Raw genomic sequence first — 21837 nt, forward strand, 5'->3', positions numbered from 1 at the left:
AGTTCCCCAGGGCTTTTCACATTCAAAGGGGGGGTTGTATGAAATACATTCTTTCTCTCGATCAAGGTACAACAAGCTCCAGAGCGATCGTTTTCGATGAAAAAGGAAACGTGGTATCGAAAGTCAACAAAGAATTCAGACAGATCTATCCAAGACCGGGGTGGGTAGAACACGATCCCGTGGAGATTTGGGAATCACAGATCGAAGTGGCAAAGAAAGCTATCGAAGAAGCAGGGATAAAACCAGAAGACATCGCCGCAATAGGTATCACAAACCAGAGGGAAACAACCATCGTCTGGGACAAAAACACCGGAAAACCAGTTTACAACGCCATAGTCTGGCAGTGTAGAAGAACCGCTCCCATCTGTGATGAGCTGAAGAAAAAAGGATACTCAGAGTTCATTCGAGAAAGAACTGGTCTTGTCATCGATGCGTACTTTTCTGGAACAAAGATCAAGTGGATTCTCGACAACGTCGAGGGAGTGAGAGAAAAGGCAGAGAAAGGAGAAGTTCTCTTTGGAACAGTTGACACCTGGCTCATATGGAATCTCACAGGTGGAAGGGTTCACGTCACGGACTATTCGAACGCTTCCAGAACGATGATCTTCAATATCCACAAACTCGATTGGGACGATGAAATCCTGGAACTTCTAAACATACCGAGGGCAATGCTTCCACAGGTGATGCCGTCGAGTCACGTGTACGGTTACACAGCAAAGGATATCTTCGGAGTGGAAATACCTATAGCTGGAGACGCAGGGGATCAACAGGCGGCACTGCTTGGGCAAGCCTGCTTCCAGCCAGGCATGTTGAAAAACACTTACGGAACAGGATGTTTCCTCCTCATGAACACCGGAGAAAAAGCCTTTGAATCGAAATCCGGTCTTCTCACAACCATCGCGTGGGGAATAAATGGGAAGGTTTACTATGCCCTCGAAGGCAGCATATTCATCACAGGCGCCGCTGTGCAATGGCTAAGGGATGGTCTGAGGATCATCTCAAACGCCGCAGAAACCGAAGAACTCGCCACAAAAGTGCCGGACAACGGAGGAGTGTTCTTCGTTCCCGCCTTCGTCGGACTCGGTGCTCCCTACTGGGACATGTACGCTCGAGGTTTGATCATAGGCATAACCAGAGGTACCACCAGAGAGCATATAGTGAGGGCCGTTCTTGAGTCGATCGCCTACCAGACAAGAGATGTGGTAGAAGTCATGGAAAAAGACAGCGATATAAAGGTGGGAACCCTCCGGGTCGATGGTGGAGCCGTTGTAAACAACTTCCTGATGCAGTTTCAGGCTGACATACTCGGGATTCCTGTGGAGCGCCCAGTTGTAAACGAAACGACGGCACTTGGAGCTGCCTACCTTGCAGGGCTCGCAGTTGGGTACTGGAAAGATCAGAGAGAGATAGCTTCTCTCTGGCAACTCGACAGAAGATTTGAACCTTCTATGAATTCCGAAGAAAGAGAGAGGCTGTATTCAAAATGGAAAGAGGCAGTGTCGAGATCCCTCGGATGGGAAAAACGATGAACTTGTATCCTGTAATTCCAGCTGTCAGGGCAGAAAAGGATATTGAAGAAGCCTTAGAATCACCTTCTGAAGTGATATTTTTGTTAACAGGAACTGTGATGAACATCGAAGAAATAGTCTACAAACTCAAGAACGGAAAAAAAGAAGTTTTCGTTCACGTGGATCTTGTAAAGGGGCTTTCATTAGACAGGTGTTCACTTGAATTTTTAAGAGAAATTGTAGGTGTCGACGGTATAATTTCTACACACATTCATCTTTTGAAAATAGCCAGAAAACTGGGTATGAGAATTATTCAAAGAGTATTCTTGGTAGATTCCGGTGCTTTAGAAAGTGGATTGGCTCAGGCAGAAGACTTAGAGCCAGATTTTCTAGAAATTCTTCCCGGTATAGTTCCAGAGTTCATCAAGGAGATAACGAAACGGTATTCTGGAGACATAATAGCGGGAGGATTGATAAGGAAAAAAGAGCAGGTTTTTGCTGCTTTAGAAGCAGGAGCAAAAGCAATATCAACGAGTTGCAAAGATCTATGGAAGATAATATAATTCTTGAAGGAGAGAGAAAAGAGAGAGCCATATCCCACGAGAGTGGGGTATGGCTCTTTTTGTTTAAGGAGGTGCAAACGATGAAGGCTGTCGTCATAGGTGGCGGAGTGTTTGGTTCTCTGATAGCGCGAGAGTTAACTAAGTACGACCTAGAAGTGACCCTCATAGAGAAAAATCTGGACATGGGCTGGGGTGTGACAAAGGCGAATTCCGCTGTCGTTCACGCTGGTTACGACGATCCACCTGAAAGCGTTCGTGCACAGTTTTGCGCGTCAGGCAATGCAATGTACGAAGATCTCTCGAAAGAGCTGGATTTTGATTTCAAAAGAATTGGATCTTTCGTAGTGGCGTTCAACGATGAGGAATTGAAAGAACTCGAACGTCTCCTAAAACAAGGCGAAGAAAACGGTGTCCCAGGTTTGACCATCCTGGAAAGAGACGAAGTTCTTTCCATGGAGCCGAATCTGAACCCAGAGGTCAAATATGCCCTCTACGCTCCCACTGCTGGCATCACAGAACCATGGATGGTTGCCATAGCAGCCGTGGAAAACGCCGTCCAGAACGGATTGAAACTCGTTCTTGGAGAAAGCGTCGTTGGCTTTGAGAAAGTCAACGGTCGAGTGAGGAAAGTTCACACCAGCAGAGGTGAATACGAAGCGGATATCGTGATAAACTGCGCTGGGCTCCACGCAGACGAGATAGCAAAGTTGGCCGGTGCAGAGTACGTTCCCCTGCATCCGAGAAAAGGCGAATACATTCTCCTTGATAAGAAACTTCAGGGTCTGGTCAAAAGGGTCATATTCCCCACACCCACTAAGATCTCGAAAGGGATACTCGTTCTTCCCACAGTCGATGGTGGAATCCTTCTGGGACCAACTGCCGAAGACCTTCCCGAAGAGATGAAAGACAGACCCATAACCACCAGAGAAGGTCTCGAAAAAGTTCGAGAATTCACAAGAAGGCTTGTACCTTCCCTCGATTTCTCCCTCGTGGTGAAAACCTTCTCAGGGCTGAGACCGGAAAGTCCACAAAAAGACTTCTTCATAAAAGTGAGCGAGACGGTGAAGAACTTCGTGAACGTTATGGCAACAAGATCTCCTGGTCTCACAGCAGCGCCGGCGGTGGCAAAGTACGTTGTTGAAGAGTTGATCCAGGAAAAAATGAGAATTCCTCTTGAGAAGAAAAAAGACTTCAAACCGGAAAGAAAGAGAATCGTTCACTATTCGGAACTTCCACTCGAAGAGTGGAGAAGGGAAATAGAAAGAGATCCACGTGCGGGAAGACTCGTTTGCTTCTGCAACGAAGTGACAGAGAAAGAAATAGTAGAAGCTATCAGAAGAGGAGCAAGGACACTCGACGGTGTGAAGTTCAGAACAAGAGCGATGTTCGGGAGATGCCAGGGGGGCTTCTGCATGGCTCGAATTCTCAAGATTCTGGAGAGAGAACTCGGTGTGGATATGTCGGAAATAAAGATGAAATCGGAGAACAGCTGGGTTGTGAACGGGAAGGTGAGAGAATGAGGGTCGACGTGATGGTGATAGGAGCCGGAGCTGCCGGAATGGCGGCGGCGTTGAAAGCAAAAGAAGAAGGGGCGGAAGTTCTTCTCGTCGAGAGAGACGAAAGAACCGGAGGAATATTGAACCAGTGTATACACAACGGTTTTGGTCTTCACTATTTCAGGCAGGAACTCACCGGACCGGAGTACGCTGAAAGATTCCAGGAAAAGATGGAAAAGATGGGAATAAGAGCGCTGACGAATGCTTATGTGAAACGTGTTGAGGACAGAAGGGTGATCCTCGTCACCGAACAAGGCATAGAGGAAGTAGAAGTGGGAGCGCTCGTCTACGCGACAGGTGCCAGGGAAAGACCTTTTGGTAGTCTCATGATCCCAGGAGACAGGCCCTCCGGTATCTTCACAGCCGGTGTTGCCCAGAGACTCATCAACATAGAAAACAGGCTCCCCGGAAAACGTGCTCTCATACTGGGCTCCGGAGATATAGGTCTCATCATGGCAAGAAGGCTCACCCTCGAGGGAATGGAAGTCGTCGGTGTTGTGGAGCGTCTACCGTACGCGGGAGGCCTCCTCAGGAACGTGATACAGTGTCTTGAGGACTACAACATACCTTTGTACCTCTCCAGCACAGTCGTTGAGGTGAGAGGAAGAGAAAGATTGGAAGAAGTCGTGGTCGCAAAAGTGGATGAACAGTTCAGACCCATTCCGAGAACGGAGAGGGTGTTCAAAGTGGACACGCTGGTTTTGTCCGTTGGACTCATTCCTCAGGTGGAATTGATAGAAAACCTGGTGGTGAAAAATCCGACCTCCAGAGGTGTGGGAGTTTCAAATATAGGCCAGACCTCCAGAGACTGGATCTTTTCCGCTGGAAACTGCACAGTGATCTTCGATCTGGTGGATTACGTGAGCTACGAGGGTGAGACGGCGGGACGGTACGCCGCAAAGTTCGTGAAAGGCGAGATCCCGCGAGAAAAGATTCCCGTGAGACCCGGAAAAAACGTGATGGTGGTTCATCCGATCTGGTACACCCCTGCAGAACCTCTCACTCTCTACCTGAGAGTGAAGAAACCCATGGAGAAAGGAAGACTCGTAGTTGGAAGGTTCGCAAGGGAATTCGAAGATCTCGTGCCGAGTGAGATGCTGAGGGTGAAAATTTCCGACAGGGATCTCGAAGGACTCGATGAAATCGTGGTGTCCGTCGAGGAGGTGAATTGAAATGTTCAAAAATGTCGTTTGCGTTCAGTGCCCGATCGGGTGTAAAATTAAGGTGGAGCTAACTGAAGACGGCCACATAAAATCCATAACAGGAAACAGGTGCCCACGAGGTGTTGAATACGCAAAGGATGAGATAAAAGATCCAAAAAGAGTCGTTCCAACGAGCATCAGAGTATTGAACGGAGAGCTTCCACTCGCATCCGTCAAGACAGACAAACCGATTCCGAAGAGATTCATACCGGAACTCATGAAGATAGTTAGAGAAATCAAAGTGGAAGCCCCCGTGAAGGCCGGTGATGTTGTTCTAAGAGATCTCTTTGGAACAGGAGCGAATCTTGTTGTAACAAGAACGGTGAGGAGGTTAGAAAATGGATCCAAAGAAATTCAAAAAGATAGCACTGGTTGGAGCGACGGTTAATCCAAGAAAGTACGGAAACGTGATACTTAAAGATCTGGTTTCCAAGGGATTCGAGGTTTTACCGGTGAATCCCAAGTACGACGAGATAGAAGGTTTCAGGGTTTACAAAAGCGTGGAGGAACTTCCTGAAAACATCGATGTGATAGTCTTCGTTGTACCACCTGAAGTCGCACTTGAAGAAACAAAGAAGGCGTACGACGCGGGTTTCAGAAGATTCTGGTATCAACCGGGAGCGTTCTCAGAAGAGATCAAAAGATTCCTCGATTCTTTGAAAGACGTGGAATATTCCGCTGAAAAGTGTATCATGGTAGAAACTTCATCTTCCAGAGGATTCTTGAACTTGTAGAGATCGCTGAAACGTGTTTGAGGATTTCGCGAGCTTCTTCCTCTGTTTCAACGAGCCCGGCGGCGATCACTGTCCTGCCGGGTATTTTTCTGGCCACTTTCGGAGCCACCGCACCTGGAAGGACTTCCACCACATCTACCCCGAGCGTTTCTATCTGTTCGATACCTCTTTCGACCGCTTTCGAGTCGAGAGCAAAGAATCTGAGGACAGCGGGAATTCCGTTCTTCTTTGCAACGACGTAATTTTTTGGCTTTATCGTGATGATACCATCGGCACCGGCCTTTTTCACGAACAGAATCGCTTCTTCTCCCTCTCCTAGTCCGTTCACAAAATCCATATCAACAAAAACGGTTTTTCCCCTGTCTTTGAGAATCTTCAGATGAAACTTCAGATTCAAAATGTCGCTCTTCAAAAGGAAGACCACATCGGGTTCTATTTCTCCTATGGAATCCATATCCCACAGCGCAGCTATTATCCCCTTGAACATTCGAGTGCTCTCCTCCATTTTTCATAGAGTTCCACGATCTCCTCAACGGTGAGCTGTTCCGCTCTTCTTGACAAATCTACTCCCTCGAAGATAGAAAGAAACGGTCTCAGATTATTTTTGAGCGTTTTTCTTTTTTTTGCGAATATCATCGAGACGAATTTTTTGAATTTTTCGAAATCCAAATCCACAGGTTTTCTCTTCAAATCTACAACTGTGGAATCAACCTCAGGGTTCGGTACAAAACAGGATCTTGAAACATCGAAGAGCTTTTTCACCTCGTAGAACGTCTGAACCACAACCGAAAGGTATCCGTACGTTTTCTTTCCGGGTTTCGCCAGGATCCTTTCACCAACCTCTTTCTGAATCATGACGATGGCTCTTTTGAATTTCCATTCTATGATCTTTTCCATGAGGGGACCTGTTATGTTGTAGGGGATGTTGGACACACAAATTGCGCCTTCAGGAACGTTTTTCGCTTTCAGGAAATCTTCGAATCTCAATTCCACATTGGGATACTTCGAAAGTCTTTCTTGAAGAATCGGAGCAAGACTTTCATCGATTTCGTAGGCGATGACCCTCGCACCAGTCTTAGCGAGTTCTTCCGTGAGAGTTCCAGCTCCGGCTCCTATCTCCACCACCACATCCTCTGGAGTCAGTTCAGCCGCTTTCACGATGCGCTTCGCTATTCTATCGTCTGAAAGAAAGACCTGTCCCAGGTGTTTTTTCAATCTTACACCGTACTTTTTCAGATAATCAGACGTCTTCAAATCACGTCCCTCGCCATCACCCTGAAGTTTATCTCTGGAAAGATAGCATCCGTCCACTCGTAGTATCTTAGCATCTCTTCGTCTATTCTTCCAGAAACGAGTTGATCGTAGAGGTTCAGAAACCTCTTTATGTGAAGTTTCGTTCTGTTTTCCGCGTATTGAACACTCGTTCTTGTAGTCATGATGAAAGCCCAGTCGCTCGATTGTGCGAGAAATAGCTCTCTCAGCATCTGATTCAAAACCCTTTCCACGAGTGGATCGGAACTGTTGTAGTACTTTTTCGAAAGATCTATCATTCTTTCGATCATCTCGTGGAGATGCCTGTAGATCCAGTCGTTCGTTCCGTTGAGCCACGTTTCGTAGTATCCTCCGGCACCCCAGCTCGAGTCGGCGGGTGTGGCGATCTGAACCTCTTCGAGAGTGTCTATAACTTCGGATGCGGTGACGAGCTTCAGGTCTTTTGATTCATTCACCAGTTCAAAGAACCTCTTCAAGAAGAACACACCCTCGAACCACCAGTGACCGAAGAGCTCAGCGTCGAAGGGAGCAACGATGACCGGTTCGACACCCATTATATCCATCAATCTTCTTGCCTGACTTTCCTTTTTGTGAAGGAAGTCCCTCGCGTGTTCTTCCACCGCTTCCATGGCCAGATCTATATCGTAATATTCTTTCTGCGAAGCGTCCAGACTCTTCGAAGTTATCCTGTGGTATTTTATTCCGGTGTTTATCCTGACCCCAGAAGGGTCTATGTAATCTTTTATGTACTCCATCTCTCTGTCGAAACCTATATCTCTGTAGAATTCTCTGTACCTTGGATCACCAGGATACCCAACGGCTGCACTCCAGACCTGTTCGCTCGACTCCGGATCTCGTGCGAAGGCGAAAACACCACTTGGCGTCATGATGGGTCTGTAGACACCGTATCTGGGTTGTTCATCGGCGAACCAGAAGGCATGAGAATCCACAAAGAAATACTCAACGTTGTTCTGGGCAAGGTACAGATCCAGCCCCTGATAGTATCCGCATTCCGCAAGCCAAATACCCCTTGGGTGTTTCTTCATGTGCTTTTCGTAGTTCTTCACGCCAACTGTGATCTGAGCGTTCACCACCTCTGGGTACATCTGATAGAGCGGCAAAAACGCGTGTGTGGCGTTGCAGGTCACTATCTCCAGCTTTCCGGTCTCCTGGTATTTTTTGAAGCCCTCCAAGATGTTTCCATCGTAAGAGCGAAATACATTCAGAATTTTTTCAAAATGTTCACGGTAGAATTTAGCCATCTTATGCTTCAGCGGGTGCTCCTTTTTAGTTCTCTCCACTTCCTTATCTGCGAGTTCGATCAGTTTTTCCATGTGTCTTTCGTACTTCTCCTGAAGGTCTCTGGAGGAGAGCATCTCCATCAGCGGAGGAGTGATCGACATGGTCAACCTGAAATCTTCTATTTCATCGAACATCATTAAAAGCGGTATGTAAGTTTCTGTTATGGCCTCAAAAAGCCACCTTTCTTCTAAAAAATGATCGTATTCAGGATGGTGAACGTATGGAAGATGCGCATGCAGAAATATCAGTATTTTTCCTCTCATGAGATTACCTCCCGCTCCTGAAAATTTCCCACATTATTCCCTGGGCCATCATACCCTGTCCGGAAGGAAATCCGGGTGAGGTAACACCTCTTATTTTCTCAACAGGCTTTATTAGACTTCCCTCAGACAGTACCACTGTTCGCTTTTTGTTTTTCAAGTCGTACCATCTTTCTCTGGAAGAGGTCGAAGGAGAAGCGGCAGGGGTTCTGGTGACGTTGGACCTCAACACTGAAACGAACTTTCCCTCATCGTCAAGGTAACCCATCTCCGAAAGATAATCTGCCCTCGGCATAGGAACGTTGAAATAGAAGTTCCCCGCGTCGAGCGTGAGTTCATCGAGTCTGTGTTCAAACGTTCTGTGCGCGTTGGTTCCATTGAACATGATGAAAGTCACATCGTAGAGTCTGATCACTGCCTTTCCTTCTCTGGCTTTTTGTTTCATCAGCTCTCTTGTTCTTTGATCGAAGTCCCAGTAAGCGAATACCACATAGGGATTAACCGGCATGAGAACGAGCTTGTTTTTATCGTAGGTTTTAGGAAGATTTAGATCTTTCTCTTCTCTCCTTTGAACGGTCGTCGAAACACCCGAGGAAGAATCTGTCGTTGAAAAAGCGGATTCCACATGTTCCTTGATGAGTTTTATAACTTCTTTCTTCTTCATGGCCTTTTTCACTCTCAAACCCAAGCTCTTGGCGAATCTTTTGAGCTCCTGAATACTTGGATTTGAGTCGAGCCACTTCAGTATCTCTTCTCCTTTCATGATTTCGCCCCCCAGTTAATCTTCGTTTTAAAAAATTATAACACAGATGGATTGTGTTGTAAACATGAGATTTTCAGAGATTCAAAGAGATATTTTCGGATAATTCTCGATAATCATGTCTTATGGCTGAAAACAACCGATTACAATTATCGAATCCAGAATGAAAGAGTTTAGGGTAGAATACTATAGAGGTGGGGTTATGGAAGTTTTGAGTTTTTTGAAAGAATTGAACACAGAGGGATCCCAGGAAGTTCTGGAAAAGTTGTTAAAATTTCTCAAAGATCACTCTGAAAGGCTTGACTCCGGGGAAGTATCGAAAGAGATAGGCATTTTCTGTGAAGAGAAACCCATGGCCGTTCTCGAGAAACTGGCTTTTTTTCTGGAAAATCATTCCCTGAAAGAACTGGAGAAATTCGAGAGAGCTGTGGAGAAATCCTTCGCTCGAACTACAGACTACGCGTCGAATTTTTTCAAAAATAAAAAAATTCTCACGCTGAGCAACAGCAAAACACTGCTGGAGGTGTTTCGTAAAGCCAGACCTCCTATGGTTTTCGTTCTCGAGTCACACCCGGGCGGAGAGGGAAAAATACTGGTAGAATCTTTGAGGAAGATACACCTTCGCGCTGAACCTGTAGAAGATCTGCTGGCCTACAGGATTCTCAGAATGGTTGACGTCTGTTTGACGGGAGCCGACTACGTGGACGAATCGGGGAATGTTTTAAACAAAGTGGGAACCACCACCGTGGCCATTCTGAGCAAAGAGTTGAGGAAACCGTTCTTCGTTGTGGCGGATCCCTTCAAATTCGGTTCGAAGAAGCTGAAAGATACAAATCTTTTTGAAGTGGTACCGTCTGAGTTGATAACGGCGATAATAACCGACCCTGAGGGAGGGACATTATGCTGAGAACTCACACGTGTGGAGAGCTGAGATCAACAGACGAAGGAAAAAAAGTGAAGCTGTGCGGATGGGTGGACAGGATCAGAGATCTCGGTGGTGTGAGATTCATCGACCTGAGAGACAGATACGGTGAGACTCAAATCGTGTGCGATGTGAACAATGAGGCTTACAGTGTTGTAGATGAACTCACAAGAGAATCCGTCGTTCTGGTTGAGGGAACCGTGAGAAAAAGGCCAGAAGGGACGGAAAATCCGAACATCGAAACAGGAGAAATAGAAGTCGTCGCCGAAAGAATAGAGATCCTGTCTCTTGCCGATCCGCTTCCTTTTTATCCTGGAGAAACACCTAAAGAAGAAATGAGACTCAAGTACAGATACATAGATCTTCGTTCCGAGAGAATGAAGAGAAATATCATTTTGAGATACAGAATATCGAAAATCATCAGAGATTACTTCGATGAACTCGGTTTCCTTGAAATAGAAACTCCCTTTCTCACAAGAAGCACTCCGGAAGGGGCGAGGGATTTCCTCGTACCTTCGAGACTCAGACCCGGAAAGTTCTACGCGCTGCCTCAATCTCCTCAGCTCTTCAAGCAGATTCTGATGATCTCCGGCTTCGACAGATACTTCCAGATAGTCAGATGCTTCAGGGACGAAGACCTCAGAGCAGACAGGCAACCGGAGTTCACCCAGGTTGACGTGGAGATGTCCTTTGTCGATGTGGAAGATGTACTGAATGTGAGCGAAGGAATGGTTTCAAGAGTGTTCAAAGAATCTTCTGGCATCGATCTCAAGGTTCCCTTCGACAGAATTCCGTACGACGAGGCGATGGAAAAGTATGGAACAGACAAGCCAGACAGAAGATACGGAATGGAACTTCGAGATTTTGGATACGCTTTTGAGACCACGGAGTTCAAGGTGATAAGGAACGTCCTCAATGAAGGAGGAAGTGTGAAGGGTTTCATCGTTCCCGGATTCGCTTCGGAGATGAGCAGAAAGAAAGGCGAAGAACTCATGGCAAGAATGAAAGAACTCGGTCTCGGCGGACTCATCTGGTTCAAATTGGACGGTGGAATCACGTCACCACACCTGAAACACCTCGAAAAAGAATTCAGAAAGATCGCAGAGACGGAAAATATGAACGAAGGAGACGTCTGTCTCATAGCGGCCCACACTGATAGAAACCTCCTCAACGAAGCCCTTGGAACGCTGAGGCTGGAAATCGGAAAAGAGTATTTCTCACACCTTGCAAAAGGATTCGACGTACTCTGGGTAGTTGATTTTCCATACTTCGAGTGGAGCGAGGAAGAAGAAAGATTTGTGGCGCGGCACCACCCCTTCACAATGCCCGTTTTGGAAACCTTAGGTGATGATTACACAAAGGTCCGGGCGAAAGCCTACGATCTCGTCATCAACGGTTACGAAGTCGGTGGAGGAAGCATCAGGATTCACAGAAGAGATATTCAGGAGAAAATCTTCGAACTTCTTGGGTTGAGTGAAGAGGAAGCACAGAAAAAATTCGGCTTCTTCCTCGAAGCGTTCAGGTACGGCGTTCCGCCGCACGGCGGGATAGCTTTCGGACTGGATCGATTGGTGAGCATCATAGCCGGTGAGAGTTCTATAAGAGAAGTGATAGCGTTTCCAAAAACAGGAAACGGTGTGTGCCTCTTGACGGGAGCCCCCGCTGAAGTTGATGAAAGGCAACTCAGAGAACTCAGAATTAGAATAGAGGAGGGATAACATGAACAACCTCAAACTCGATATCGTTGAACAGGATGACAAAGCCATTGTGAGAGTGCAGGGGGACATAGACGCTTACAATTCTTCGGAGTTGAAGGAACAGCTTAGAAACTTCATCTCAACCACCAGCAAGAAGAAGATCGTTCTCGATCTTTCGTCTGTCTCCTACATGGACAGCGCGGGCCTTGGAACACTCGTTGTGATTTTGAAGGACGCGAAAATCAACGGAAAGGAGTTCATCCTCAGCTCACTGAAAGAAAGCATATCGAGAATACTAAAACTTACCCATCTCGATAAGATCTTCAAAATCACCGATACAGTGGAGGAGGCGTGAAATGGGGTTTCAAATAGCAATAGACGGTCCCGCAGCGTCTGGAAAGTCCACAATAGCAAAGCTTCTTGCTGAAAAACTCGGTTTCGATCATCTGAACACGGGAGCAACGTACCGTGCCGTTGCAGTTTATCTGCACGAAAAAGGGCTCAGTCCCTCTTCCGCTGAAGAAGAGATCGAAAACGCGCTGAAAGATCTGAAGATAGACTATGTGAACGGAAGAGTCTACATCAACGGAGAAGATTACACAGAAAAGATTCAAAGTCCAGAGGCGGGGGTTCTTGCCTCAAATTTTGCCAGGCTTGAAGTTGTGAGAAGGCACCTGGTCAGAATCCAGCGGGAAATATGTGACGACAAAAACATCGTGGTCGAGGGAAGGGATATAGGAACGGTTGTGCTTCCAAACGCTCACTTGAAGATATTTCTCACAGCGTCTCTGGAAGCGCGCGTAGAGAGAAAGTTGAAAGAGTACCAGAAAAGAGGTCTAAAGGTCACAAAAGAAGAAGTTGAAAGAGAGCTCATCTCGAGGGATGAGCAGGATTCCAAACGGAACGTAGCCCCATTGAAACCAGCGGAAGATGCTGTGATCATAGACACAACCAGTATGAGTGTGGAAGAAGTGCTCGACAGGATCCTAAAACTGGTCAGGGAGAGGATGAACACTTGAAAATAGTAGTGGCAAAGAATATCGGTTTTTGTTTTGGAGTGGAAAGAGCGATAAGAACCGTGGAGGAGTTACTCGATGAAGGAAAGAAAGTGGTAACAGATGGTGAGATAGTCCACAACAAACAGGTGATGGAGCAACTGACAAAGAAAGGATTGAAAGTGTCTTCGGAGATGACAGATGGAGAGGTGTTCGTTGTAAGGGCTCACGGTATCCCGAAAGATAGACTCGAAGAACTGAAAAAGATCTTTCCAGAGGTCGTCGATCTCACCTGTCCCATAGTTTCTCAACTGTTCAAAACCGCTCAAAGATATGCCAAAGAGAGGAAAGTCATCGTTTTTGGAAAAGAAGACCACCCGGAAATGGTGGCACTGAGAGGATACGCTCCTGCCATCGTCACGAAAGTTCCGTTCAAGCTCGAAGAAAAAAAGGTGGTCTTTCTCTCTCAGACCACTTCTTCGCTCGAAGAATATAAAGAGTTCGTTGCAGCGATGATCAGGATGAACGAATTCGAAGAAGCCGTTTTCCTCAACACCATATGCCCCGTAACTGTGAACCGAGAAAGGGAAGTGGAGGAGCTTTCAAAGATCTGTGATCTTTCCATAGTGGTCGGAGGAAAGCACAGTTCAAACACAGGAAAACTCTTCAGAATCGCTTCAAAACACTCAAAGACGATCTGGATAGAATCACCTGACGAATTACCAGCGGACGTAGTAAAATATGGTACGGTGTGTGTGTTCAGCGGTACTTCTACACCCAATTCTCTGATAGAAAACGTTGTCAGAAAACTGAAAGAGATGGAGGGGAAGAGAGATGGAACCATTTGAATTCAACGATGAAATCCTCAGCCAGTACGAACCTGAGGAGTTCAGAAGAGGACAGATTGTAAAAGGTGTGGTTATCGGCAAGGAAGACGATGGTGTGGTGGTGGACTTCGGGGGAAAAAGCGAGGGATTCGTACCGGAGAACGAACTGATCAAATCCTTAGATGAGTACAAAGTGGGTGAGAATCTCACCCTTCAAATACTGAATCTGAACTACGAAGAGAGATCTATTCTCTCGGAGAGGAGACCAGTTCTTCGAAAAACGCTTGAAGAGTTGAGAAAAGATTACGAAGAAAAGAAACCTGTGAAAGCCCGCATCGTTTCGCAGACGAAAGGAGGATACAACGTTTTACTGAAAGGAGTAGTCTCTGCTTTTCTTCCAGGATCACACTCCCTCCTCAGAAGGAACGATCCCATGCCTGAAAAAGAAATAGAAGTCATCATTTTGGAAATGGCTCAGACGAGACGGGGACCAAGAATCGTTGTTTCGCGAAGAGCTCTCCAGGATAGGAAAATCAAGGAGTTCTTCTCAGAGAAGAAAGTGGGAGACATCGTAGAAGGTACCGTGAAAGGGATCAGTAACGCAGGTGTCGAAGTTGAAATTTCAGAGGGAGTGAGGGGATTCATTCCCAGGAGCGAACTCAGCTACGACACCAGAATATCTCCTGAAGACATAGTGAAACCCGGCCAGAACATAACAGCGAAGATAATCGAACTGGACAAGGTGAAAAAGAATGTCATCCTGAGTTTGAAGAAACTCATGCCCGATCCGTGGGAAAAAGTGGAAGAGAAGTATCCGGTTGGAAAAGTGGTGAGTGGAGAAGTGACTTCGATTCATCCGTTCGGATTTTTTGTGAGACTGGAGCCCGGCGTGGAAGGACTTGTGCCAAGGTCTGAAGTCTTCTGGGGGAACGCAAGAAAAAGTCTTGAAGAAGTGGTGAGTGTTGGAGATCTGGTGAAGGTTGAAGTTATCAATGTAGACAAAGAAAACAGAAAACTCACTTTGAGCTACAGAAAGGCAAAGGGAGATCCATGGGAAAACATCGAAGACAGGTACAATGTCAACAACGTGGTGACAGGAAAGGTGACGGGAATCATAAAACAGGGAGCTTTTGTCGAGTTAGAAGAAGGTGTTGAAGGATTCGTTCCCGTCTCTGAAATTTCATGGAAAAGAATTGATGAACCTGGAGAAATTCTAAAGATCGGCGAAAAGGTGAAAGTGAAGATCTTGAAGATAGACAAAGAGAACAGAAAGATCACTCTCAGCATAAAAAGAACACAGGAAAATCCCTGGGAACGTGCTCTCAAAGAGTTGAAACCAGATTCCATCGTGAGTGGAACCATAAAGAAGATCGTGAACTCGGGAGTGGTAGTGGAAGTCGAAGAGTACGATGTGGAGGGTTTCGTGCCGAACAACCATCTTCTCAGCGAGCCTGAAACGGGAAAAGCTTTAAACCTCGTCGTTCTTAGAATAGATCCCGACGAGGTGTTCGGTGGAAGAATGATACTGAGCGAAAAGCGGTATGAAGAAAGGAAAAACATAGAGGAGTACAAAAAAATGGTGGAGAAGGAGAGCTCTCAGAAATCCATTGGAGACCTTCTCAAAAAGAATGGAGAGTGAAATATGGCGACGGTTCTGATAGTTGGTAGACCAAACGTTGGAAAGTCTACTCTGTTCAACAAGCTGGTAAAGAAGAAAAAGGCTATTGTCGAAGACGAAGAAGGGGTCACCCGTGACCCCGTTCAAGATACTGTAGAGTGGTACGGGAAAACCTTTAAACTCGTGGACACCTGTGGAGTCTTCGACAATCCACAGGACATCATTTCCCAAAAGATGAAGGAAGTTACCCTGAACATGATCAGAGAAGCTGATCTCGTTCTGTTCGTTGTCGATGGAAAAAGAGGAATTACAAAAGAAGACGAATCGCTTGCCGATTTTCTCAGGAAATCCACCGTTGATACTATCCTTGTGGCGAACAAAGCGGAAAATCTCAGAGAGTTCGAAAGAGAAGTGAAGCCGGAGCTTTACAGTTTAGGATTTGGAGAACCAATACCCGTTTCTGCAGAGCACAACATAAATCTCGATACTCTCCTGGAGACGATCATCAAAAAGCTCGAAGAAAAAGGGCTGGATTTAGAATCAAAGCCCGAAATCACCGACGCAATAAAAGTTGCCATCGTTGGCCGACCGAACGTGGGAAAATCCACACTCTTCAACGCTATATTGAACAAAGAACGAGCTCTTGTGTCACCGATACCTGGAACAACGAGGGATCCCGTTGACGACGAAGTGTTTATAGACGGAAGAAAATACGTATTCGTTGACACGGCTGGTTTGAGGAGAAAATCCAGGGTCGAACCCAGGACTGTTGAAAAATACAGCAACTACAGGGTTGTGGACAGCATAGAAAAAGCGGACGTTGTTGTGATAGTTCTTGATGCAACTCAGGGTATCACAAGACAGGACCAGAGAATAGCCGGCCTTGTGGAAAGACGAGGGAGAGCCAGCGTCGTTGTTTTCAACAAATGGGATCTCGTTGAACACCGTGAAAAAAGGTACGACGAATTCACCAAATTATTCAGAGAGAAGCTCTATTTCATCGATTACAGTCCGCTTATCTTTACCTCCGCTGACAAAGGCTGGAACATAGACAGAGTGATAGACGCTATCAATTTAGCGTACGCTTCTTACACAACGAAAGTGCCGTCCAGTGCCATTAATTCGGCTCTTCAGAAAGTGCTCGCGTTCACGAATCTCCCTCGTGGTCTCAAGATCTTTTTCGGTCTTCAGGTGGACATAAAACCGCCTACTTTTCTCTTCTTTGTGAACAGCATAGAAAAGGTAAAAAATCCACAAAAGATTTTCCTCAGAAAACTGATCAGGGACTACGTTTTTCCGTTCGAGGGATCTCCTATATTCTTGAAGTTCAAGAGGAGCAGGTGATATCGTGGGCTGGTGGCTTTTCCCGATTCTCGGTTACTTCATAGGCTCGATTCCTTTCAGTTACTTGATCCCGAAGTGGCTGAAGGGTATTGATGTGAGAAAAGTGGGGAGTGGCAACGTTGGAGCGACGAATGCTATAAGAACCACAGGTCCTGCCGTTGGAGGGATTTGTCTTCTTCTGGATGCTTTGAAGGGATTTTTCCCTGTGTTCATTACCATTACTTTCTCAGGAGATTCGAAGATCGTATCACTCACGGCGATCGCGATTGTCCTCGGACACGATTTTCCGATTTTCATGAAGTTCAAAGGTGGAAAAGGAGTCGCTTCCACCCTTGGAATCATTTTCTGTCTTTCGTGGCCTACGGGACTAGTGTTCACACTGACCTGGCTTGTCATCGTAATGCTGACTAAATACGCTTCGCTTGGATCTCTTGTAGCTCTTTACGTTTCTGCTCTTCTGGGATATCTGCTCAAGGGCTACGATACGGGAATGCTGTTTCTCATTCTCGCGGTTCTTTCCACTCTCAGACACTCCGAAAACATCCAGCGTCTCCTGAACGGTACAGAAAGGAAGGTAAACCTCTTCAAGAGGTGAAAACGTGAAAAAAACGATATTGCTTTTGTTTCTGCTAACTTTTTCTGCTCTTTTCGCTCAAAGCGTTAGAGAGATGTTCTCAGAAGCGATCATAGACTGGGCAAAGGGAGATATATCTTCCGCACAGCAGAAGATAGAGGAGATCTTCTACAAACCCATCCCCGCTGAGAATCTCGCAGAGTTTTGGTATTTGAGAGCAAAATTGATGATAGAAACAGGAAGAGTGAGAGAGGCTTACGAGGATCTGAAAAACCTGCTTGTTATCGTACCGGATCAGCCTGAAGTGCTCTCGCTGGTTAACAATCTGGAATTCATACTGCAGGACAAAGAATCTGATTCTTTCAACATGAAAACGTTAAAAACACTCCAGGGTTTTAAAGATGGAATAGAATATTTTCTCACACCCACGGATGTGTCAATTTTTGGTGAGAGTATATACATCGTTGATCCGGTCAACAACCGTCTTATCGAAAGCGATGGTTTCAATTTCACCGTTAGAAACTTATCTTTCCAACCGGAGCAGGTGTTCACCGATAGGGACGGAAACGTCTTCTTGATCTCAAGAGACGGAAGGGTTTTCAAGAATGAAAAGGAAATAGGGAAGTTTCTCAATCCGATAGGAGCAGGTGTTTTGAATTCTGGAGAGTTTACCCTGGCAGATGTGGATAAAATCGTTTTGATCTCAGAAAACGGTTTGAAGAGAGAAATACCAATCGATGGGAAACCCCTGATCGTCGATGCGGAGGTGTACTGCAGGCAGGTTGTCGTTCTTGACACCTGGAGCAATTCTCTCATCGTGATCAACGTGGATACAGAATCACAGAAAAACATCCCTCTCCCCGTTCCAACACGTTCCTTTGAAATCTTTTACGATGGTTCTTATCTTCTCCTGGATCAGTCTGGAAATCTCTTCCATTTCGATGGAAAAAAACTTCAAACAATAGGGCAGGTTCCCCAGTACGTGAACATAGAGTACGAATATCCATACCTGTTTGGAATGAACTGGGACAAGAACTCGATTGAGATCTCCCTTCTCAAGTCCTCGGAACCTATCTTTGTTCACATCGATTCTTTTGAATTGACTGTCGACAAAATGTTCCTGTACGTGAGGGTGGAGAATGCCTTTGGACGTGATATCGATCTGGTTCAGCTCTTCTCAGATCTTTTCGAAGCGCGCGGAAGAGTACCCTTCGAAGTTTCACACGAGCTGAGAGAATACACAGTATACATAAGCGATGAGGAGTTTCTCTCTAAGAAAGTCTACCAGATAAACGATCGAAAGGGATACTGCGTTGTAGTGCCCCCGGATATTACCTTCTCAAACGAACAGCTCGCCGTTTTGAAACTCAAAAACGTCAAGCTCTACACCTCTCCTGAAGCGAGCGCAGCTCTGAAAGATTTTTGCTACAGATCGGGAGGAGGCATCGGTGAACCCCACTTCCTAAAACATAACCTCTGGGTCTTCAGCTTTTCTTATGTGAAGCCTATAACCGAAGAGATCATTCCTATTTCCGTTTCTTTCAAAACACCCGACATGAACTATTCAGACACCATATACGTCACAAAGAAGGTGATAGAACTTGGTCTCCAGTGAATTTGAAGAAGCATACCGTGAACTTGAAGAAGGAAAGCTGGAGAGTGCCTTGGAAAAATTTTTGAAAATAGCCGAAAAAGAACAATCAGTAGAAGTCTGGGTCAACATAGGGAACATCTACAGAAGAATGAACCTTCTGGCAAAGGCTATTGAGAGCTACAAAAGAGCGCTGGAAATAGATCAAAAAAATCCGGTTGTTCTTTTCAATCTGGGAAGCGCATACTATCAGATGGGGAAATTTTTCGAGGCTCTGAAACTGCTGGAAAAGGCCGAGGAACAGGGATTGACAGATCCCAGAGTGAAGATAGTGAAAGCCCTGTGTAAGATAAAGCTCAACCTTCCAGACCCCATGGAAGGACTCGATGAAGACCAGAAGAGGATTGTAAAAGACCTGATGAAAAATGGTTGAGATTCTTCTGCTGCCGAACGAAAGGTTTTCGAATATAGAAGGATACATTTTCTATCCTTCGAGAGATGTTTTGCCTCTCGAAGATGTTGTTTTGTCACCCGAGATAAAAGGAAAAAGAATAGAAATCCTGTGGAGGCTTCTAAACGGGGAGAACCTCAAGATAGCCACTACCCTGAAAGCGCTCACCGAAAAGGTGTTCTCACCCGATTTTCTGAGAGAAAACTCCCTGATGATAGCACGATCCACAAAACTCACGCTGTCCCCAGAAAAACTCGTCGAAATGGGATATGAACTTGTTTTCACTGTTCAGAACGTGGGAGAATTTGCCATTCGCGGAGATATAATCGACATTTACTCTCCAGGGAACGACTTTCCCGTGAGGATAGAACTGTTTGGAGACGAAATTGAAGAAATTCGTTTCTTCAAGGTAGACACCCAGCGTTCATTCCAAGGTGTTGATAAGACTCTGATACTTCCTTTTGTTGATTTCTACGGTGAAAGCACCTTGCTTGATTTCTTAAAGACAGATGCTCGCTTCATCTGTGAAGATCTTCAAAAGGTTCTGGATGAGTACAGAAAGTTCAGAAAAGAAATGAGGGACCTTTTGAAGGAACGCTACAACGACTTCTTCGATGAAAGAGTAGTCGAAGTGATACTCAAAAACGTTGAGAAGGGTTCTGCACCGCTATCAACACGTGTTGAGAAAAAAGAATCGCTGCCCATTCTGGATGTCGATGAGATCGAAGAGGGTGGGCTCGTAGTTCACAGAGAGCACGGAATAGCCATTTTCGAGGGGATTGTTCGTCTCAAGGGAGTTCTCGGAGAGAGGGATTATTTGAAGTTGAAATATGAAGACGCAATTTTGTACGTTCCCATCGAGAAGATCGACAGAGTTCATAAATATATAGGTGATCCTTCGCAGGTTAAACTCGACCGGATGAACCGCGGAAAATGGAAACAAACACTGAAGAAAGTGAGAGAAGACATCGAGAAAAAGATCAAAGAACTCGTTGAACTTTACATGAAAAGACAGGAGGCCCAGGGTCTTTCTCTTCCAGGTGACCCAGAACTGGAAGAAAAATTCGCGGAATCTTTTCCATACATTGAAACTCCTGATCAGCAGCAGAGTATAGAAGAAGTACTAAGCGATCTTGCCTCTGAAAAACCAATGGACAGGCTCCTGTGCGGAGACGCGGGTGTTGGAAAAACAGAAGTAGCTCTGCGAGCTGCGTTTCGTGCAGTCGCATCTGGTAAGCAGGTAGCGGTGCTCGTCCCAACCACCGTTCTGGCAAGACAACACTACGAGAACTTCAAAGAGAGAATGGAACCGTTCGGTGTAAAAGTGGAACTCCTGGACAGTTCAAGAACAGCGAGAGAAAAGAAGGAGATCATCGAAAAGCTGAAGAAGGGAGAAATAGACATCATCATAGGTACACACTCTCTGCTGAACGAACGGATCGAATTCTCCGATCTTGGTCTTGTCATCATCGACGAAGAACAAAAGTTTGGAGTTGAGCAAAAAGAAAGATTCAAGAAACTGAGACTCTCGGTGAACGTGCTAACCCTGAGTGCTACACCTATTCCACGCACCCTCCACATGGCCCTCTCTGGAATGAAAGATTTTTCTGTGATAAATTCTCCTCCCCCTGGAAGAAAACCAGTATACGTTTATGTCGCAGAGTACAGCGATGATCTCGTCAAGGGAGCGGTGATCAGGGAGATAAACAGGGGAGGTCAGGTGATCTACGTTCACAACCGCGTGGAAGAACTACCGGAGGTTTTCGAAAAACTGAAAAGGATGTTTCCGGAGTTGGAAATAGCGGTTGCCCACGGAAAGATGTCCAGAAAAACCATGGAGAGAATTGTCCACGAGTTCTACCGCGGGAACATCGATGTTCTTCTGTGTACCACAATTATCGAGAATGGTGTTGATATACCGAATGCAAACACACTCATAGTGGATGACGCACAGAGATACGGCCTTTCACAGCTCTATCAGCTCAGAGGAAGGGTGGGTAGAAGCGACCGAAGGGCCTTTGCGTACTTCCTGTACCCGAAGGGTACTCCAAGAAGCGCTCTTGAAAGACTGAAGGTGCTTAAATCCTACACAGGCTTTGGAAGCGGTCTTCAAATAGCACTGAAAGATATGGAACTGAGAGGTGTGGGAGATGTCCTCGGTTTGGAACAACATGGAAACGTTGTGTCCGTTGGTTTGAAACTGTACAACGAAATCTTGAAAGAGACCATCACGAGATTCAAAGAAAGACGAATCGAAAAGAAACACTCTGTGAACGTTGAAATAGAAAATCCCCCGGGCAGATTTTTCATACCGGAAGATTACGTGCAGAATCCTGTAGAGAGGTTGAGACTTTACAGAAGACTCGCATCCTCTCTTGATGAGGAAGATCTCGAGGAAATACTGGAGGAAATGAGGGATAGATTCGGAGAACCACCCGAAGAAGTGAAGTTACTCGTTGATTACTTCAGATTGAGGATCAGAGCTTCGAAGCTGGGAGTAAAGAAGATCAGATTCGATCACTCAATGGTGGAAATCTTTCCAAACAGAGACTCGCCGTTTTTGAATCATCCGAGATACAATAGACGGTCGGGAAGTGTTGTTCTCTACACCAGGGAGAATCCGGTGGAGTTTCTCATGGACTTACTGAAAAAATGAAAGGG

At 45.8% G+C, this 21837-nt stretch carries 21 protein-coding genes; 17 read left to right on the plus strand and 4 right to left on the minus strand.

Annotated features, from left to right (window positions below; genetic code table 11):
* Positions 1–38 precede the first annotated feature (38 nt).
* The 6 genes from glpK (at position 39) to AS158_RS01585 (ending at position 5563) form a co-directional block, all read left to right on the plus strand.
* The gene (gene glpK / locus AS158_RS01560; protein ID WP_008195110.1) at positions 39–1529 is read left to right on the plus strand and encodes a glycerol kinase GlpK; all 1491 of its coding nucleotides are present in this window, start codon (positions 39–41) and stop codon (positions 1527–1529) included.
* Positions 1514–2071, plus strand: coding sequence for a glycerol-3-phosphate responsive antiterminator (locus AS158_RS01565; protein ID WP_008195108.1), 558 nt, complete (start codon positions 1514–1516; stop codon positions 2069–2071). Before glpK ends, AS158_RS01565 begins: the two co-directional genes overlap by 16 nt.
* An 80-nt stretch (positions 2072–2151) precedes the next feature.
* The gene (locus tag AS158_RS01570; RefSeq protein WP_008195106.1) at positions 2152–3591 is read left to right on the plus strand and encodes an NAD(P)/FAD-dependent oxidoreductase; all 1440 of its coding nucleotides are present in this window, start codon (positions 2152–2154) and stop codon (positions 3589–3591) included.
* A complete protein-coding gene (locus AS158_RS01575; RefSeq protein ID WP_008195104.1) occupies positions 3588–4799 on the plus strand; it encodes an FAD-dependent oxidoreductase in 1212 nt (403 codons plus the stop codon). Before AS158_RS01570 ends, AS158_RS01575 begins: the two co-directional genes overlap by 4 nt.
* Position 4800: 1 nt before the next feature.
* Positions 4801–5217 (plus strand): DUF1667 domain-containing protein, encoded by a 417-nt coding sequence (locus AS158_RS01580; protein ID WP_004081696.1) that lies wholly within the window; start codon positions 4801–4803, stop codon positions 5215–5217.
* Positions 5168–5563, plus strand: coding sequence for a CoA-binding protein (locus AS158_RS01585; RefSeq protein ID WP_004081702.1), 396 nt, complete (start codon positions 5168–5170; stop codon positions 5561–5563). Before AS158_RS01580 ends, AS158_RS01585 begins: the two co-directional genes overlap by 50 nt.
* On the opposite strand, the gene AS158_RS01590 is transcribed toward AS158_RS01585, so the two are convergent.
* From AS158_RS01590 to AS158_RS01605, 4 genes are read right to left on the minus strand one after another with little or no spacing between them, the layout of a single operon-like run.
* The gene (locus AS158_RS01590) at positions 5520–6050 is read right to left on the minus strand and encodes a glycerol-3-phosphate responsive antiterminator (RefSeq protein ID WP_004081703.1); all 531 of its coding nucleotides are present in this window, start codon (positions 6048–6050) and stop codon (positions 5520–5522) included. The genes AS158_RS01585 and AS158_RS01590 overlap by 44 nt on opposite strands.
* The gene (gene rsmA, locus AS158_RS01595) at positions 6035–6817 is read right to left on the minus strand and encodes a 16S rRNA (adenine(1518)-N(6)/adenine(1519)-N(6))-dimethyltransferase RsmA (RefSeq protein WP_004081704.1); all 783 of its coding nucleotides are present in this window, start codon (positions 6815–6817) and stop codon (positions 6035–6037) included. Before rsmA ends, AS158_RS01590 begins: the two co-directional genes overlap by 16 nt.
* Positions 6814–8400 carry a 1,4-alpha-glucan branching protein domain-containing protein gene (locus AS158_RS01600; RefSeq protein ID WP_008195099.1) on the minus strand — a complete coding sequence of 529 codons (1587 nt, stop codon included), beginning with the start codon at positions 8398–8400 and terminating at the stop codon, positions 6814–6816. The genes rsmA and AS158_RS01600 overlap by 4 nt, the downstream gene beginning before the upstream one ends.
* Before the next feature lie 4 nt (positions 8401–8404).
* Positions 8405–9160: a DUF4912 domain-containing protein gene (locus AS158_RS01605; protein ID WP_008195097.1), complete on the minus strand. Its 756-nt coding sequence runs from the start codon at positions 9158–9160 to the stop codon at positions 8405–8407.
* Positions 9161–9359: 199 nt separating this feature from the next.
* Here AS158_RS01605 and AS158_RS01610 point away from each other — a divergent pair, with 199 nt between their 5' ends.
* The 11 genes from AS158_RS01610 to mfd are packed head-to-tail and all read left to right on the plus strand — an operon-like array spanning position 9360 to position 21832.
* Positions 9360–10064 carry a translation initiation factor eIF-2B gene (locus AS158_RS01610; protein WP_165304385.1) on the plus strand — a complete coding sequence of 235 codons (705 nt, stop codon included), beginning with the start codon at positions 9360–9362 and terminating at the stop codon, positions 10062–10064.
* Complete coding sequence (aspS, locus tag AS158_RS01615; RefSeq protein WP_165304386.1) at positions 10058–11797, plus strand: aspartate--tRNA ligase; 1740 nt, start codon at positions 10058–10060, stop codon at positions 11795–11797. Before AS158_RS01610 ends, aspS begins: the two co-directional genes overlap by 7 nt.
* A gap of 1 nt (position 11798) precedes the next feature.
* Entirely contained in the window at positions 11799–12131 is a 333-nt protein-coding gene (locus tag AS158_RS01620) for an STAS domain-containing protein (RefSeq protein ID WP_004081714.1), read from the plus strand.
* 1 nt (position 12132) lies between these two features.
* Positions 12133–12795 (plus strand): (d)CMP kinase, encoded by a 663-nt coding sequence (cmk, locus tag AS158_RS01625; protein WP_165304387.1) that lies wholly within the window; start codon positions 12133–12135, stop codon positions 12793–12795.
* Positions 12792–13619, plus strand: coding sequence for a 4-hydroxy-3-methylbut-2-enyl diphosphate reductase (gene ispH / locus AS158_RS01630; RefSeq protein ID WP_004081718.1), 828 nt, complete (start codon positions 12792–12794; stop codon positions 13617–13619). The genes cmk and ispH overlap by 4 nt, the downstream gene beginning before the upstream one ends.
* The gene (locus tag AS158_RS01635) at positions 13606–15237 is read left to right on the plus strand and encodes a 30S ribosomal protein S1 (protein ID WP_165304388.1); all 1632 of its coding nucleotides are present in this window, start codon (positions 13606–13608) and stop codon (positions 15235–15237) included. The genes ispH and AS158_RS01635 overlap by 14 nt, the downstream gene beginning before the upstream one ends.
* A 3-nt stretch (positions 15238–15240) precedes the next feature.
* Complete coding sequence (der, locus tag AS158_RS01640) at positions 15241–16560, plus strand: ribosome biogenesis GTPase Der (protein ID WP_004081721.1); 1320 nt, start codon at positions 15241–15243, stop codon at positions 16558–16560.
* A 4-nt stretch (positions 16561–16564) separates the two neighbouring features.
* The gene (gene plsY / locus AS158_RS01645; protein ID WP_165304389.1) at positions 16565–17155 is read left to right on the plus strand and encodes a glycerol-3-phosphate 1-O-acyltransferase PlsY; all 591 of its coding nucleotides are present in this window, start codon (positions 16565–16567) and stop codon (positions 17153–17155) included.
* 4 nt (positions 17156–17159) lie between these two features.
* A complete protein-coding gene (locus AS158_RS01650; protein ID WP_004081724.1) occupies positions 17160–18749 on the plus strand; it encodes a hypothetical protein in 1590 nt (529 codons plus the stop codon).
* Positions 18736–19158, plus strand: a complete 423-nt coding sequence (locus AS158_RS01655; protein ID WP_004081726.1) for a tetratricopeptide repeat protein — start codon at positions 18736–18738, stop codon at positions 19156–19158. Before AS158_RS01650 ends, AS158_RS01655 begins: the two co-directional genes overlap by 14 nt.
* On the plus strand, positions 19151–21832 hold the full coding sequence (gene mfd, locus AS158_RS01660; protein ID WP_038052946.1) for a transcription-repair coupling factor: 2682 nt from the start codon (positions 19151–19153) through the stop codon (positions 21830–21832). The genes AS158_RS01655 and mfd overlap by 8 nt, the downstream gene beginning before the upstream one ends.
* Positions 21833–21837 lie beyond the last annotated feature (5 nt).

Source organism: Thermotoga sp. 38H-to (genome assembly GCF_011057665.1).
Classification (GTDB): domain Bacteria; phylum Thermotogota; class Thermotogae; order Thermotogales; family Thermotogaceae; genus Thermotoga.

Bases quoted from the DNA above. Each gene is read 5' to 3' on its own strand.
- AS158_RS01590 (WP_004081703.1), bottom strand. From the start codon at position 6,050: ATGTTCAAGGGGATAATAGCTGCGCTGTGGGATATGGATTCCATAGGA.
- mfd (WP_038052946.1), top strand. From the start codon at position 19,151: ATGGTTGAGATTCTTCTGCTGCCGAACGAAAGGTTTTCGAATATAGAA.
- cmk (WP_165304387.1), top strand. From the start codon at position 12,133: ATGGGGTTTCAAATAGCAATAGACGGTCCCGCAGCGTCTGGAAAGTCC.
- AS158_RS01600 (WP_008195099.1), bottom strand. From the start codon at position 8,400: ATGAGAGGAAAAATACTGATATTTCTGCATGCGCATCTTCCATACGTT.
- AS158_RS01605 (WP_008195097.1), bottom strand. From the start codon at position 9,160: ATGAAAGGAGAAGAGATACTGAAGTGGCTCGACTCAAATCCAAGTATT.
- glpK (WP_008195110.1), top strand. From the start codon at position 39: ATGAAATACATTCTTTCTCTCGATCAAGGTACAACAAGCTCCAGAGCG.
- AS158_RS01570 (WP_008195106.1), top strand. From the start codon at position 2,152: ATGAAGGCTGTCGTCATAGGTGGCGGAGTGTTTGGTTCTCTGATAGCG.
- AS158_RS01610 (WP_165304385.1), top strand. From the start codon at position 9,360: ATGGAAGTTTTGAGTTTTTTGAAAGAATTGAACACAGAGGGATCCCAG.
- der (WP_004081721.1), top strand. From the start codon at position 15,241: ATGGCGACGGTTCTGATAGTTGGTAGACCAAACGTTGGAAAGTCTACT.
- aspS (WP_165304386.1), top strand. From the start codon at position 10,058: ATGCTGAGAACTCACACGTGTGGAGAGCTGAGATCAACAGACGAAGGA.
- AS158_RS01635 (WP_165304388.1), top strand. From the start codon at position 13,606: ATGGAACCATTTGAATTCAACGATGAAATCCTCAGCCAGTACGAACCT.
- AS158_RS01620 (WP_004081714.1), top strand. From the start codon at position 11,799: ATGAACAACCTCAAACTCGATATCGTTGAACAGGATGACAAAGCCATT.
- AS158_RS01580 (WP_004081696.1), top strand. From the start codon at position 4,801: ATGTTCAAAAATGTCGTTTGCGTTCAGTGCCCGATCGGGTGTAAAATT.
- AS158_RS01565 (WP_008195108.1), top strand. From the start codon at position 1,514: ATGGGAAAAACGATGAACTTGTATCCTGTAATTCCAGCTGTCAGGGCA.
- AS158_RS01585 (WP_004081702.1), top strand. From the start codon at position 5,168: ATGGATCCAAAGAAATTCAAAAAGATAGCACTGGTTGGAGCGACGGTT.
- AS158_RS01575 (WP_008195104.1), top strand. From the start codon at position 3,588: ATGAGGGTCGACGTGATGGTGATAGGAGCCGGAGCTGCCGGAATGGCG.